The 15,769-nt window shown below is 49.3% G+C and carries 11 protein-coding genes; 7 read left to right on the top strand and 4 right to left on the bottom strand.

Going from position 1 to position 15,769, the window contains the following annotated elements; all coding sequences use genetic code 11:
- Nucleotides 1–7 precede the first annotated feature (7 nt).
- Nucleotides 8–730, bottom strand: coding sequence for an oxygen-insensitive NADPH nitroreductase (nfsA, locus tag C8D90_RS15490; protein ID WP_115459369.1), 723 nt, complete (start codon nucleotides 728–730; stop codon nucleotides 8–10).
- Nucleotides 714–1,013: a YbjC family protein gene (locus tag C8D90_RS15485; protein ID WP_115459368.1), complete on the bottom strand. Its 300-nt coding sequence runs from the start codon at nucleotides 1,011–1,013 to the stop codon at nucleotides 714–716. Before C8D90_RS15485 ends, nfsA begins: the two co-directional genes overlap by 17 nt.
- 198 nt (nucleotides 1,014–1,211) lie before the next feature.
- Here C8D90_RS15485 and C8D90_RS15480 point away from each other — a divergent pair, with 198 nt between their 5' ends.
- A complete protein-coding gene (locus tag C8D90_RS15480) occupies nucleotides 1,212–1,478 on the top strand; it encodes a GrxA family glutaredoxin (RefSeq protein ID WP_115459367.1) in 267 nt (88 codons plus the stop codon).
- 109 nt (nucleotides 1,479–1,587) lie between these two features.
- Here the strand turns inward: C8D90_RS15480 and ybjM are convergent, their stop codons facing one another.
- Complete coding sequence (ybjM, locus tag C8D90_RS15475; RefSeq protein ID WP_115459366.1) at nucleotides 1,588–1,959, bottom strand: inner membrane protein YbjM; 372 nt, start codon at nucleotides 1,957–1,959, stop codon at nucleotides 1,588–1,590.
- A 385-nt stretch (nucleotides 1,960–2,344) separates the two neighbouring features.
- On the opposite strand from ybjM, the gene C8D90_RS15470 reads away from it, so the two are divergent.
- The 3 genes from C8D90_RS15470 to C8D90_RS15460 all read left to right on the top strand — a co-directional run bounded on the left by C8D90_RS15470 (nucleotide 2,345) and on the right by C8D90_RS15460 (nucleotide 10,769).
- On the top strand, nucleotides 2,345–4,033 hold the full coding sequence (locus tag C8D90_RS15470; protein WP_115459495.1) for an aspartate:alanine antiporter: 1,689 nt from the start codon (nucleotides 2,345–2,347) through the stop codon (nucleotides 4,031–4,033).
- A 542-nt stretch (nucleotides 4,034–4,575) separates the two neighbouring features.
- Entirely contained in the window at nucleotides 4,576–5,817 is a 1,242-nt protein-coding gene (locus C8D90_RS15465; RefSeq protein ID WP_115459365.1) for an integrase, read from the top strand.
- Between the two features lie 434 nt (nucleotides 5,818–6,251).
- The gene (locus C8D90_RS15460) at nucleotides 6,252–10,769 is read left to right on the top strand and encodes a hypothetical protein (RefSeq protein WP_115459364.1); all 4,518 of its coding nucleotides are present in this window, start codon (nucleotides 6,252–6,254) and stop codon (nucleotides 10,767–10,769) included.
- A gap of 497 nt (nucleotides 10,770–11,266) precedes the next feature.
- Here the strand turns inward: C8D90_RS15460 and C8D90_RS15455 are convergent, their stop codons facing one another.
- A complete protein-coding gene (locus C8D90_RS15455; RefSeq protein WP_115459363.1) occupies nucleotides 11,267–13,606 on the bottom strand; it encodes a KAP family P-loop NTPase fold protein in 2,340 nt (779 codons plus the stop codon).
- A 617-nt stretch (nucleotides 13,607–14,223) separates the two neighbouring features.
- On the opposite strand from C8D90_RS15455, the gene C8D90_RS15450 reads away from it, so the two are divergent.
- Genes C8D90_RS15450 through C8D90_RS15440 form a run of 3 tightly spaced genes read left to right on the top strand, consistent with a single transcriptional unit; the run spans nucleotide 14,224 to nucleotide 15,757 of the window.
- Nucleotides 14,224–14,463 (top strand): hypothetical protein, encoded by a 240-nt coding sequence (locus C8D90_RS15450; protein ID WP_055317743.1) that lies wholly within the window; start codon nucleotides 14,224–14,226, stop codon nucleotides 14,461–14,463.
- A 51-nt stretch (nucleotides 14,464–14,514) separates the two neighbouring features.
- The gene (locus C8D90_RS15445) at nucleotides 14,515–14,805 is read left to right on the top strand and encodes a helix-turn-helix domain-containing protein (RefSeq protein ID WP_115459362.1); all 291 of its coding nucleotides are present in this window, start codon (nucleotides 14,515–14,517) and stop codon (nucleotides 14,803–14,805) included.
- Nucleotides 14,786–15,757: a reverse transcriptase family protein gene (locus tag C8D90_RS15440; protein ID WP_115459361.1), complete on the top strand. Its 972-nt coding sequence runs from the start codon at nucleotides 14,786–14,788 to the stop codon at nucleotides 15,755–15,757. Before C8D90_RS15445 ends, C8D90_RS15440 begins: the two co-directional genes overlap by 20 nt.
- Nucleotides 15,758–15,769: the final 12 nt, after the last annotated feature.

The raw sequence follows: 15,769 nt of genomic DNA, 5'->3' as shown, positions 1-15,769 counted from the left end.
CTCCGGCTTAACGTGTCGCCCATCCCTGCTTGTGCAGGTAGTCCAGCATAAACGGGCGCCGTTCTTTGGCCAGTGTACGCTTAATCTGATCGCTCCAGGTATCGGCGCGCGTATTGCTGTCGCGGTGCAGATAATAATCCGCGATATGGGCGTCGTACTGCGCCAGCAGTTCCCGGTCCAGCGGCTGGTAGCGATTTTCGTGCACCACCAGCGCCTCCGGCAGGCGCGGCTTCTGACCCGGCAGCGAGGCGGGATGCCCCAGGCACAGCCCGATCAGCGGCAGTACGTAGCGCGGCAGCGCCAGCAGTTGCGTTACTTCTTCTATATTGTTGCGGATACCGCCGATAAAAACGCCGCCCAGCCCGAGCGACTCCGCGGCCGTCAGGGCGTTTTGCGCCATCAGCGCCGTGTCCACGCTGCCGAGCAACAGCTGCTCCGCCAGCTCCAGCTGCGCTTCAGGGAAAATTTCATAATGACGATGGAAATCGGCGCAGAAAACCCAGAATTCCGCCGCATCCGCCACGTGCTGCTGGCCGCCGGTCAGTTCCACCAATTGTTCCCGCATGGCGCTGTCGGTAATACGGATAATCGAGCTGCATTGCAGGAAGCTGGAGCTGGACGTCGCCCTGGCGGCGGCGAGAATAGCCTCCCGCTGATCGGCGGCGATCGCCTCTTGGGTAAAGGCACGGATTGAACGGTGCGCGCGCAGTAGATCAATGGTCGGCGTCATGTTTGGAGTCCTCATGTTGTGTCTGCGTCTCTTTCGCCCGGGATGACGGCGTGGCGCCCAGCAGTTGAATGCCGCCGCGCGTAGCGCGCAGTATCAGCACCACGGCAGCCGGCACCATCAGCGCAACGCCGCCAAAAACCATAATGACGGCGGCGGCCGGCGTCGCCAGCCAGCCCGGCAGGGCAACGTAACCGTTGATGCTCAGGTATGCCGCGATCAGCAACAGCATGCCCAACGCTTCCAGCGCCAGCACGGATTTCGGCATATCTCCCAATGCCCGCATCATGCACCTCCTTTTCGGCCACATGCGCCCTTCCGCAACGGCCCGGTAAACTAAATAGGTAATATTAATCAAACCAACAGGTAATTCCTGCTTTTTTTTAACTGCGACTACAGGCATAGTAATCGCAGTGAAAGTACGTATTGCGCCAAAAGTAATATAAGGCATAGAGATACTACTAAATAATCAAGGAGTTATTCCATGTTTGCAGTTATTTTCGGGCGTCCGGGCTGCCCTTATTGTGTCCGTGCGAAAGAGTTGGCTGAAAAACTGACCGCAGAACGTGATGATTTCAACTTCCGTTACGTTGATATCCACGAAGAAGGCATCTCCAAGGCCGATCTGGAAAAAACCGTGGGTAAGCCGGTTGAAACCGTACCGCAGATCTTTATCGATCAGCAGCACATCGGCGGCTGCACCGACTTCGAAGCCTACGCGAAAGAAAACCTGAGCCTGTACCAACAGTAAGTTGCGGCAGATGAAATGACGAGAGCGCCAAATGGCGCTCTCTTTGTTTGTACCAAACGTTGTTTGTACGGTTAGCTGTATGTAATTAGTATTTATTTTGATTCGGGAATCAGAACAGGGAACGCCTGCGCATGCAGGCCAAAGCAAAAAGGTAAATAAACGCGCCGAATACGCACCAGCAAACCGCACTGACACCGTAAGCCGCCTCCTGCCATAGCGACGCGTTAGCGTGATAACGCAGCGTCATGCACACCGCCATGGCGGCCATTGCCCCAAGAAAAGGATTCAGCACCCGCCGGCCGCGCGACAGACTGCAGGCAACCAGGCCCGGCACGATATACAATAACAGCGACGTTTCCCCACTGTTGGCAGGAAGCTTGTACTCCGCGTTCGGCATTCCGTCCCCCTTCAGGGCGATGAATACCACGCTAACCAGAATAAAACACACCAATGCACCCAGCCAACGCCGGTAATCCGACATAGAAACCTCCACGGTAACGACTCCATTAACGGGCCTGTGTTTTACGCAATATACCCACTCCCATATAAGGGCTATTGTCCACAAGCCAAATCGTTCCCTGGCAAAAAAAGTGCTATTGTGACGCAAGCAGCGCCGGAACGGCTTTTACTGGCCGAAAACCGGGCGAACGTCTAAAATGAACGGCCAATATCACCATGTGACAAGACCGGACTCATCCTAATACCCTGCAGACTTCGCGACGCACTTCTCCGTTTGCGTCGGCAAAACACCGGGTATGAAATGTTATCGAACTTATTCGGATGAAAAACCCTACATTATATGGTTGAATTTATCCTTAACCGTCATTCATATCAAGCGTAAGCTGGTAAACGATAAGTTATTCGCCGTGAATATAGATGTTGCAAGTTTGTTGACAGGAAATGATATCCTGCTGCTGTTCGTGGTTCTGGCGCTGGGGCTGTGCCTGGGCAAGCTACGGTTGGGTTCGGTTCAGCTGGGAAATTCCATCGGGGTGCTGGTGGTTTCCCTGCTGTTGGGACAACAACACTTCACCATGAACACCGACGCCCTGAGCCTCGGCTTTATGTTGTTTATTTTTTGCGTCGGGGTGGAAGCCGGGCCGAACTTCTTCTCAATCTTCTTCCGTGACGGTAAAAACTATCTGGCGCTGGCGACCGTGATGGTCGGCAGCGCGATGCTGATCGCCCTGGGGCTGGGAAAACTGTTCCGCTGGGATATCGGCCTGACCGCCGGCATGCTGGCCGGTTCTATGACCTCGACGCCGGTCCTGGTGGGCGCCGGCGATACGTTGCGCCAAAGTATGGCCGACAACCCCTCACTGGGGCAGGCGCAGGATCACCTCAGCCTCGGCTATGCGCTGACCTACCTTATCGGCCTGGTCAGCCTGATTTTCGGCGCCCGCTACCTGCCGAAACTTCAGCATCAGGACTTATCCACCTCCGCCCAGCAAATCGCCCGCGAACGCGGACTCGACAGCGATGCGCAGCGCAAAGTCTTTCTGCCGGTAATCCGCGCCTATCGCGTCGGGCCGGAACTGGTCGCCTGGGCCGACGGCAAAAACCTGCGCGAGCTGGGCATTTACCGCCAGACGGGTTGCTACATCGAACGCATCCGCCGCAACGGCATTCTGGCCAGCCCCGACGGCGATGCGGTGTTGCAGGTCGGCGACGAAATTTCCCTGGTGGGGTATCCGGACGCGCATGCACGCCTGGACCCCAGTTTCCGTAACGGAAAAGAGGTGTTCGATCGCGACCTGCTGGACATGCGCATCGTCACGGAAGAGATCGTGGTTAAAAATAACAATGCGGTCGGCAAACGCCTGAGCCAGCTCAAGCTGACCGACCACGGCTGTTTCCTTAACCGCGTTATCCGCAGCCAAATAGAGATGCCCATCGACGACAACGTGGTGCTCAATAAAGGCGATGTCTTACAGGTCAGCGGCGACGCGCGCCGGGTAAAAAGCGTGGCGGATAAGATCGGCTTTATCTCCATCCACAGCCAGGTGACCGACCTGCTGGCGTTTTGCGCCTTCTTTATTATCGGGCTGATGATCGGCCTGATTACGTTTAAATTCGGCAGCTTCTCCTTCGGCATCGGTAACGCCGCCGGGCTGCTGTTTTCCGGCATTATGCTGGGCTTCCTGCGGGCCAACCACCCGACATTCGGTTACATCCCGCAGGGCGCGCTGATTATGGTGAAAGAGTTCGGGCTGATGGTGTTCATGGCCGGCGTCGGCCTCAGTGCGGGCGCGGGGATTAACAACGGATTGGGCCAGGTCGGCGGGCAGATGTTGATCGCCGGGTTAATCGTCAGCCTGCTGCCGGTCATCATCTGCTTTTTATTCGGCGCTTACATTTTACGCATGAACCGCGCCCTGCTGTTCGGCGCCATCATGGGCGCCCGCACCTGCGCACCGGCGATGGAAATCATCAGCGATACCGCCCGCAGCAACATCCCTGCACTGGGGTACGCCGGAACCTATGCGATCGCTAACGTCTTATTAACGCTGGCCGGTACGTTAATCGTCATAATCTGGCCGGGGATTGGAGGGTAGCGCGGCCTGTGGGAATCGATGTGGCCTGAGAAAAAAACTAAAATTTTTTCTCCGTATGCGAAACTTTTGCATCAGGTCACAGTCATACCTTATGCCACTGCTTTTCTTTGATGTCCCCATATTGAGGAGCCCGATAGCCCCGCCGTTTTAGGTTCAAGGTTATCGGGTTTTTTGTTGCCTGTAATAAAATTTATTATTGATCAAGTGATTATGATGACGTTGAAACGGAAGCGGCGATGAGTTGGCGGCTAATTTTTTTGTTTCAGTCCTAAATTAGTTGCCCAGCTACCCTGGATGTAGAAATTTCGGACTCGGGTTCAACTCCCGCCAGCTCCACCAAAATTCTCCATCGGTGATTACCAGAGTCATCCGATGAAGTCCTAAGAGCCCGCACGGCGCAAGCCCTGCGGGCTTTTTTGTGCCTTCAATTTGTCCTGCGAAGTCTGAAGAGAACTAATTAAATCCGAACCTTTTAGGCCCATTGATAGGCCCAACGAAAAGCTCTATTGTTTTCGTTGGGCCTAAACGCATGGAGACTCCCCATGGCAAGAAAAACCAAGCCGTTAACCGATACGGAAATCAAAGCCGCCAAACCTAAAGATGCCGATTACCAGCTGTATGATGGTGACGGGCTTACTCTGTTAATCAAGTCCAGTGGTAGTAAGCTCTGGCAGTTCCGTTATTATCGACCTCTGACAAAGCAGCGAACCAAGCAGAGCTTCGGTGCCTACCCTGCCGTCTCACTTTCTGATGCACGTAAACTCAGAGCCGAATCTCGAGTTTTATTGGCAAAAGATATTGATCCTCAGGAACATCAGAAAGAACAGGTGAGGAATTCTCAAGAGGCCAAAACAAACACCTTCTTGGTAGTTGCCGAGCGTTGGTGGAATGTAAAGAAAGCCAGCATAACAGAGGACTATGCCGACGATATCTGGCGCTCGCTTGAGAGAGATGTTTTCCCGGCAATCGGTGATATCAGTGTCACTGAGATTAAGGCTCATACTCTGGTTAAAGCAGTACAGCCGGTTCAGGCCAGAGGTGCATTAGAGACTGTTCGCCGCCTTTGTCAGCGTATTAACGAAGTCATGATTTATGCGCAGAACACAGGCCTGATTGATGCTGTTCCTAGTGTAAACATCGGAAAAGCTTTTGAGAAACCGCAAAAGAAAAACATGCCAAGCATCCGGCCGGATCAACTTCCGCAGCTAATGCAGACCATGCGTACGGCAAGTATCAGCATGTCCACAAGATGCCTGTTCATGTGGCAACTTCTCACCATCACCCGCCCTGCCGAAGCTGCTGAGGCTCGATGGGATGAGATCGATTTCAATGCTAGCGAATGGAAAATTCCTGCAGCTCGAATGAAGATGAACCGGGACCATACGGTTCCACTTTCCGATGAGGCTCTTTCTATTCTGGAAATGATGAAGTCACTCAGTGGTGGCCGAGAGTTTATCTTTCCCAGTCGCATCAAACCAACCCAGCCAATGAACAGCCAAACAGTTAATGCCGCACTTAAGCGTGCTGGATTAGGAGGCGTACTCGTATCACACGGTTTACGCTCTATCGCTAGTACGGCACTCAATGAGGAAGGATTCCCGCCTGATGTCATTGAAGCAGCACTGGCTCATGTAGACAAAAATGAAGTACGTCGCGCTTACAACCGCAGCGACTATATTGAGCAACGACGCCCGATGATGCAGTGGTGGGCTGACTTTGTGAAAGTTGCAGATAATGGAAGTATGATTGAAGGTGGGACAAGGGGAATGCGGTTGGTTGGGTGACTTATGTGAACCAAGGTAGCCCAAGCATTTGGGCTCCTCTGGATAAAAATCCATATTTCCGTCTAATATGTGACAAGTGAGCATGGCCCTAAAGGGCAGTTGTGATTGAAAAATGAACTCAGCATAGTGATATGATACCTTTTCTATTTCATTTTTTGTTCAATGGCATATGTGATTTTGTATCAACCAACGATAGAAAAAATATTCAGCACATAAACGATGAGATGACACGACAACTTGAACCTCATGAAGTGCGCATTTCCCCGACAGATTAGGTGTACTTTAGAAGCTAGTATCGCCATCTATACAGTGACCTTTATTTATCTTTGGAGCATAAGGACGTGAAGTATTCCATTTTAATTCGCCCCTTTTTGTCAATTTGCAAAGGCATCTGGACCCGAATACAACGTCCGTTAGCAGAGCGGAAGGCTCTGATGCACCCAGAACAAGAAAAACATTCACTCTACAGTGTCATGGAAGTAACACTGGTACATCTTGGCGTAGAACCTTCAGCATTACAGCCGAACTGGAAGCGTTGGGTTTTACTACTGGAGAGTAAGATTGTAGCCACGGAAACATTTGCAATGCCTCACGTTAAGGAGTGGCTTAATGTCGCTGAGGTTCAGGAACACCTCAAAAACCTTGCAGTACAAAAATTAACTGGAAACATAAATCCCTTTGAGAGTGAGCAGGTATTAATTGAAAGCTACGTAGCTAAAACAGGGGAAACTGAAAACAGAGCAAAAGATATTATATATCAAGCTGTCACGGCCATTACGGAAGGCACGCTCAGCGGACTTAAAGATCCGGAGTTGGGCAACTTGATGAGAATGCAATCTCAAACAATGCATGAACGTTTCGAAGAATTAAAGCAACGGCTTTTTCCAGAACAAATGTTCTCGGTTCAGCAACTTTGCTCTGTTAATGAACAATGGTTGAAGGAGACACTGTCAAATAAAATCCGCTCAAAAACAAGACTTGGGCAAGTGCTATGTCCGGGTGCCTCAGGGTTCGTACTTACACGCACTGCGCTCATGAAGCAATTTTCCGACGAACTATCAACCTTACCTGAGGGCGGAGTAATCGTCGTAACGGGAGCAGAGGGTAATGGTAAGTCATGGCTGGTAGCACAACACTGGCTGTCCGTTTCTGTAAAGCCACTTACAGCGTTTATTAGGGCCGAAGACATAGAGGAACCTTGTAATGATATCTCTGCTGTCGTCGTTAACGCCCTGTGTCATAGTTGTCAGGGAGATCTATCACTTCACACCAAATTCTGGCAGGAACAATTCAGGACTTGGTCCGATAGCACAAAACGCCCCGCATGTGGATTTATTGTCATACTTGACGGTATAAACCAACGTCCAGCGATCCGCTGGGCACATTTCATCGACAGGCTGAGTGAATTTCTTCAGGGTCTGGGTGGCAAGCTGATCGTGACGTCCAGAAAGCATTATTTTACTCAAAATGTTGAATCCAGACTGGCAACACCCATTATAAAAAGGCCAGTCCCGGAATGGTCGGCAGAAGAACGAGACTCAATACTCGCTTTACGCCATATCAGCATTGCAGGAAGAAAACTTAGTGAGAGCGTAGCAACCAGCCTGCTTAATCCACGCATGCTTGGAATTGCATTAGAACTATTTAGTGCAGAACAATTGCATGATTTAGCAGAGCTAAGTGTATCGTTGATGTTGTTTGAGCACATTAAAGTCAGCCAACGAGAAAGCTATGAACTCTCTGCAGAGCTATTCAGTAATAAGCTGCGCTCGTTCGGACAGGAAGTGCTTGAGCGGATCGAAATCAAAGACAATGAAGATATTGATATTTTCAATGCTGAACTTAACAGTGTTTTTGAGGGAGGGTTGCAGGCGGTTATTGACGGGCGTTTTTTTACCCCCTTGCCTGAAGACACAACGCGCTATCGTATTCATCCTGAAGGGCTTAGCCTAGCTCTTGGGATGGCTATCCTTGATATTGTCAATAAAGCAGCCAGAAATCATAAAGATCTTGATGAGGTAATGGCCTCCGTCGTCGAGCCCATCATCGCGCTTGATAAGACGTCGGATACTCTCTTTGCAGCCCTCACCATTGCCAGCCTGGAAAGGCAGTATCCTGTTGCAAGCGGCGTTGCCATACTAGTTAGTTTTGCCGGGCTGCAAAATCCCGACGCGCTACTTACCCCTGCATTTATGGCTCTAGCGCGACGTCGGCCTGAAATATTCATCAATGCCTGTGAACATCTTGCACTACGTGATATCAATCTCCCACAGCATTACTGGATTGAAGATGCGCTCCTGCACGCCTCCCGACACACCTCATCTGCGGAAAAAATTCTGACAGCAGCTAATAACTGGCTTGTATGGAGTCCAACTCTAATCCCTCGATGGTCAGTGGGGGTCGTTCAGCGTGATGCTGACATACAGGCTGAAAGTGAAAAACGACAAAAAGAACGTGAGCATAAAATTGTCCTATTGTCAGCTGAAGAAAAAGAAATATTCAGAACATTAGTCTTAAAAGACACAGATAGTTTATCGGCACTGCATTCACTAGCAATGAAGCTTTTTGCAGGAAAGGCTTTAATGCCGCATATTAATGCGTTAGTTAAATGGAATTTTGCTTCTAATATAAATCAGGATTATGGCGCTCCCTGGCAGACATTCCGCGACTTGATCGCGTTTAACTCAATTGACTGGCAAAACGTCCGTTCCCACTTGCGGGAACAATGGACGTTTTTTGTACATAACAAAAGTTCATGTACAGGTAAATGGACAGCTATTAATCTTTTGATGGCGACAGGTAATTCTGACGATGCGCAACTCGCCGAGATGCTTGCACATCAGTTACGTGACAATAGTTCGGACATCAAAGGTTGGCATATCAATGAATCATGGTGTGAAGCTGACCCCTGTAACCCGGCTAATCCAGAATCCAGCAATGTCAGCCAAACGGCAGATAAACACAGTAAATTGGATGTAAGCAAGCTCTTCAATTCCTTCGGCATCGGTTATCAAGAAACATTCTTTACGGGGGCAACCACCTCTCTTGCCCGTTACCAACCTCAGATAGCTATCGATAATCACCTCAAACTTGTTGAAGATATTCTGTGCCGAAGCGGCCTCCCACTACGACAGGGTATTTTTGCCCTCTTACCGCATAGGGCATTAATAACTCCTGATATCGCAAGAAAACTCGTTAGACGAGTGACCAGCAGCACCAGAGACGACCGGTCAGCATGGTCATCTCTAGACGAGGAATCGGAACTGATGCAGCAGTTCCAATTGATTCTGGCTTTTCATCAATTGAGTGCTAATGAACAAATCTCCGTTTTAAGGACACTCCGCTATGGAGATAAACTTATTATGTCGCTCAGTGACAGCTTAAAAACACTGGACTGGCAGGATACTGAAAAGAACGTACTTGCGGCGTTAGCTAATGGCGATACGGATGAGCAACTAACATCGTTACTGTTTCATCCTAAGACTGGCCCGTTACCTGCGAGCCTAGTAAATGCCCTTCCGCAACTGCTCAGTAGTGCATCGCAAAGCGTCCGACATCTTACGCTGAAGATGCTGATAAACGTGAATGACCCGATTGCGTTACGTTGCGGTGCCGAGATCGTGATGTCTGAATCAATCACATCATCACATCAGTACGAGCAGTGGCACTTCTCAGCCTTGCTGCTCAAGGCAATTAATCAAAACATCATCAGTTGGGAAGAAGGGAAAACGCACTTAACCTATTTCCATATTGCTCAATTGGCAGGCATTTATAACGGAGAAATTGCTAGAGATGCTGCGCAGTATTTTGACGTACTCTTGAATAATGCCTTTCAGCAGACAGTTGATGTGGGGACCCTGCAGCTTAAACTGTTTCTGAGGTCGACAGATGATAGGGCTTATACATTTCACCATCTTAGTGAGGTTGCCGTTCCTAAGCGAGAGGATGGTGAGGACATGAGATCACTAATGGCACTTCAGGAGATGGATAACTTCGAAAAGCAACAGCAACGTATTCAACATAATTATCATGACATCAAAGACATACTTACCAAATTAAATCTATCTGATCTGACTAACCATTATTATCCTGACGACATTGCAGCTCTGGTGAGGGCTGAACCTGAGCGTTCACTTGCATGGGCAAACCTATTCCTTGAAAACAAAAATGTGGATGTTCTCCACCAGGTCAGACATATAGGACTAACACTTGCACAGGCCATCTCGGCTCAGCATCCAGAAGTGTCAGTTCGTCTTTTTGAACGCCTTGAGCACGTTGTTCCTTTCTGTCGCGTTGTGTTTACCGAGGCCGAACTTGATCTTTGTGCTGTTGCGGTCTGGTCTTCGTTCGACAGCCCTGAGATTGAGGCATTGCGCTGGCGTCGATTAGCTCTAGCGGAAAATAACAATCGGCTTGCCCATGAAGTTTGGGCAGCCCTGTTCTGTCAGCAGAGTGAAAAATTACTGCAATACACTCGGAAGTGTTGTAAATCATCCTGGCCTGTGCTCAAAGCCAGGGGCATCATGATGGCGGGGTATTTAGGTCAGAATGAACTTTCGGACAACACGCTTAAGGCAAATACGTGTTCGGGTCTTCTCCAAAAATCCTTCAAAAGCGCCAGTGACTCCTATCAGCGTCATTTATGGACGCTTCACTGGTTCAAATTGATGCAGCAGGCGTCCACCGCAGAATCTTTCTGGTGTAATTCAGTTATATTTTTGCAAGTCGTCGACGAAAGATTTTTGACAATCGGGCATGAACATACTGATAGCAGTGATATTTTTCTGCAATACTGGCCTATTGTTTTGTCGAAGCTGAATTCCCGTTTCCAGAAGCCTAGCAATAAACGAATGGAGAATTTGTTTGGAGGAAAAGCACCGTGGCCAGGTTTTCTTACATGCCCAAATTTAAGCCGTCGGCATGATGAGGAGGACACCGTACACGGGCTTTAACATCCATGACAAAAGGTCTGTTTTAATGGCGAATTTTATGTTTTTTTAGGGTGCCGTGCACACTCAGTTCGGGATAAATTCTAGGGGTGTAGTATGCCTTTATACTGAGTATGCCATGATATAGCTATGCTCGGAGTTACCCTTTCAAAGGGGCGAAATAATCGAGTTCGATAAAGCCCCTTTTATACAAACATTGAGCTAGGTTCATTTATTGGCTGGGCCCAGCATAGCGAAAAAACTAAGACAACACTTACTTGCTCTTAAGAGCGATGAACGAACTAATAATTGCCCATAGTTTTTGAACCATGACATAAATTTTCACTAAGGTGAGGCGTGGCAATCTTTGACATAGAAAAAGACGAATTACTTCGACTCTCTGATACTCAGCTAAATAGCGCGCCTAATACCGCTATACTTTTGCCAGCCCATGTTTAGGCTTAATTCTCAGTTGCGTTTAATACTCAAATTGAAATTTTGATGTCAGCAGCAACTTCCTACTAGAAATCGGAAATGTCGTTTGTCCTCAATCCGAGCCACTTTTCGAGATATCTAAGCAGAGTTCTCAGAGCCTCTTCATGCTCAGGGAACTGGGCGGGATTAATCGCATCACACTTAGCCTTCGCCACATCAATGCCAATAAAGTCGTCAATTGTCTCTTTATTGAAACTGTTGTGCTGAGTGGAGACGCGATCACCGTAAGTATGGGTCGTACCTCGGCTCATCAGGCGTGTGACCATAGTTGCAAAGCCTTGGTTGGTTTGAATGGCTTTCCTCACCCACTCTCGAGGTTCGTCCATTGAATCTGTATAGTTTTTCCAGCGATAGAGCAGTGATATGAGATCCGGTTCAGCAATCAGCGCATCGCCGTCTGCTGCGCGGCTCCTTATTAACCGCAACCATTCAGCTTTCATTGCCCCAACGGTGTTGAGATCTAACGCTGGCTCGAAGGCTCTACTCTCGCCCTCATCCCGATCGTTGGGATCGCTAAGATGGATCAGGATTGAAGCAACGGATAGTGCTTCAGTTTTACGGAGTGCTTCAAGAGCCAAACTGCCTCGAACATCTTCAGGAATCCCCTTCAGGTACCAATTTGTCGCTCGCCACGCTGCCATATATGAAGAATTGAAAGTGCCAATGTTCGTGCCTGCTAATTTTTCAGCGATTCTGAACATTCCAGGGAGTAGAACAGCTGCGTTCTCGGACGGTAATCGATCGACGGATTCGTCGAGCCTCGCAACGAGCGAATTCAGCAGCCCGTCAGCTTCGACGGCTGCGATTGCAGCAAGGAGCTCGTCCTCTGTCGCTGTTGCATCGAGAAAATCAACGAAACGGCGCTCAGACATTTCTCCAACCGACGTTTGAAGTTCAAAGTAACGTGGGAAGTAGCGCGAAGTACATACTCTTTTCTCCATCAACCACCGGCGATGGAAACCGTCTGCATAGTTCGTCCCCCCATATGCCCATTCAAGGGGAGGAAATAAGTCTTTAAGCGCATCACGAATGATATTACGGCGCTCTTCTGAGACGATCTCAAGAAGTTCCTTAGCTGCTGTTTGGTCCACCTCCCGACGGCCATCACGGAAGAAGCGCCCTTCCTGGAGAACCAATCCTCTCTCACGGAACAGTGCATCGTGGAGGTCTGGTTCGAAGACCCGGAGTGTTTCCAGAAGCAAGAAATCTACAATGTTCACCTCGAATACGTTGCCGACCACATGCAGTGGCATGTGTACAGCAATAGACGAGATGAGACGACGTGCATCACGCATGTTGCGAAGCAGGGGCTGGATGCAGCCAATGCAAGCGTTACCCCAGCGTCTCTGAGAGAACCCGTTGGCCTCAGTCGCGTATGGGCCCGCTATTTCAGAGAGTTCTTCCTCGAACATACGATGCACGAAAGATGTCGGTACGGCTGGTAAATCAAAGTTAGCCTGCACGATCTTTTCAAGGAAGGCTCGACCGTCGTTGTCGGCAACCGGATCTAGCGCTCGCTCTACGATACTGGGCTGGAACAGGAGCACAAAAACAATATTCGGTAGATTAGCATTCGCCTTTACCTGCCGAAGCAGCATCCTAATCTGCTCAGGCTCGAGCCGGTCAATGTCGTCGACGAAGACAACCAGCGGCCGGTCAAGTTCGCGAAGACGAGCCTCAAGTGCTCTGCGTACCTTGTCGAGAGACTCGCCGCTATGGTCACGCCCGAGATACGATAGTACTCGTCCGAGAAGAGGTACTCCGACCGAGAGAAAGGCAAGAACAGCCGCAACCTTTGCAACTGTCGGAAGGTCATATCCAATAGCCGACGCGATCGCTATAACCGAAGCATTTGTTAGCACCGTCGAGATTAGAAGGCCTGAACTCCCAGCCTCTTTAAGAGGCTTACTGACCCCGGTAAGGATCGCTCCGTAGCGTCGCAGTGCTTCGGCACGATCGAGTGCAGCCTTCGAATGCTCGCCTCCCAATCGATCTGCTATTTGGCCAAATAGCGCGCGGGCGATTGCATCGCCGTCTCCCCATTGCCATGGGTTAAAGTCGAGCCAGTCCGCTCCACTGCTCTTGGCATCGAGCCGTTCGGTGATAAGGTTTTTCAGTGATGATTTGCCGAAGCCCCATCCCCCACGAATAGCGAACACTCGGCCTTCGCGCAAACTAAGCTCCGAAAGAACGTCGGCTATACGAGCCGCGAATCCGGACCTTCTAAGGCGATCTTCGGATGCTGTCCGAATCGGCGCTTCAGCCCCAATCCCTCCGTCCGGCTGTTCGTTCCTTACCATATCAGCATTAGGCTTCGCGCGACGGCGAGCACGCCATGCCGCCAGACGGAACAACAGCTTACTCATCGCACACCATCTCCCAAAATGCATGTATCAATCGACCTATTGTTAGAAGCTTCACTGGTTCACAGACAGAGCAAGTTAAAGCCCGTGCGAGCCTTGTCTGCACAAGTTCAACTTATTACGTTAGCAAACTGAAGGGGACCTGCTGCAAACGCAAACCAGTATAGCGGTTCTGTCTACTCAACATGAAGCCGCAGATAAAAGGTGTACTGATTTGGCAATAGAATTTCACTGACAGTAAAATTCTATTGCCAAATACCGAAAGGAATGCTTTACTTATCACAGGTCAGGCGTTCCGCCTGAGCTGTGTTCTTTAAAATGATTGTTCTCATCGTAACAGCGAAGGTCTAGCGTAATTGCCTGCTTATCAGGCCGCTCCTTCATCCGGTGTTGGAGATTTTGACGGGCAGACTAGCGTCATCGGTCAGTCTGAAGCACGTTCGTCATGATGGTGATTTGTAGCCAGTCGCGATACGCGACTACTAGGCAACTGCACTATCGGAATTAACGGGGCTTCATCGTCGCGAAGACTGGTGTTGGGCTTGCGCATCGGGTTGGCTCCTTTCGGCCATCGCCTTGTTACGGGGCTTCGGCGTTTTGCCGATTCAAAGGAGAGCAACATGAATCACGATACTTTAAAGAACACCATCGCAACGCTTGAAAAGCTGCGCGATGCTCACTGCAGCCAACTCGATGCTGGCGCTCTGGCAGAGCTGGAAGATGTATTGCGTCAGTTACGCATACATCTTGACAGCCCGGTAAGAAGCGGGTTCCGGTTTGACGATATCGTCTTCCGGGCACTGCGTATTATTGACGTTGTAGTTCGTTTGATCACAAACATTGATGATTGGATGAAATAATGCAACAGAGCCAAGACGCAGCAGGCCCAATATTTATTTGCGGAGTTAATTATGAATATCGGACAGGCTATCAAGTTATGCCGAACCAGAAGGGGAATATCACAGACGGATTTAGCTCTGAAGGCAGAATGTTCTGTTTCTTATCTTTCAATGCTCGAAAACAATAAGCGAGATCCGACGCTTTCAACCCTTAACAGCATTGCTTCTGCTCTCAACATTCCTGTCAGCATTATTTTCTTTATTGCAGCAGAGGCCGGTGATCTTAACGGTATTGATAAAGGACTCCAGGGAGAACTTGCGCGTACTGCGTTGGAGCTGCTTAATGATTCACATTCCGTCTGACTCCCCCTTCTATAGCAAACGACGCATCAGCAGTATGACAGCGCTATCAAAAGCGCTGAACATCTCTCATATCGAACTACTTAATCTAGCCAATCGTGCGGACCATATGTACCGTCTCGCCAGCACGATCACTAAGCCTGACGGAAGTACGCGCCAGACTTGGGATGCATATGCACCTCTAAAAAAAGTACAACGCAATATCAGGCGCAATATTCTTGATTACGTTGTTTATCCAGCATATTTGACAGGTAGTCTGAAAGGTTGTGATTATAAAACCAATGCAACTTTACACGCTGGTTCTACGATTGTTATTAATGAAGATATCACGCGTTTTTTCCCGTCAACTTCAGACACAATAGTGCATAACATATGGCAACATTTCTTTGGCTTCGATAATGAAGTAGCTGAATGTTTAACCAAGCTGACGACCCGACAAGGGGAGCTACCTCAGGGTGCCATCACTAGTTCATTTCTGGCTAACTTGGCGTTTTGGAAACATGAACCGGCACTGCAAGCCAGTTTACGAGCAAGAGGAATAATTTATTCCCGATACGTTGATGATATCGCCGTCTCGTCAGTAAACTTTCTTGATAAACCAACTAAAACGAATGTGATAGCCTCGATTTATGGCATGCTTTCCAGGCACGGTTACCAGCCTAAACGAGCTAAACATGAAATCAGAACATCTGGGCAACGGATGGAAGTTACCAAGCTTTCGGTGAATTCAAAACCTGGTCTCTCTTCCGCCAAGCAAAGTCAGATACGATCGGCAGTCCATCATTTGGAGCAAGCCATTCTTAGGGGCGAAATTCTCGAGTTCGATAAGGGCCCTTATGCACAAACATTGGGACTAGTTCATTTATTAGCCAGATTCCATCCTGGCAAAGCAAAAAAACTTAAACAGCGCTTGCTTGCTCTTAAGAGTTCGGGGCGCATGAATATGTATACATAGTGTAAGAACCAG

This window comes from Enterobacillus tribolii (genome assembly GCF_003363015.1).
Taxonomy (GTDB): domain Bacteria; phylum Pseudomonadota; class Gammaproteobacteria; order Enterobacterales; family Enterobacteriaceae; genus Enterobacillus; species Enterobacillus tribolii.
This window is presented reverse-complemented; position numbering and strand designations above follow the sequence as displayed.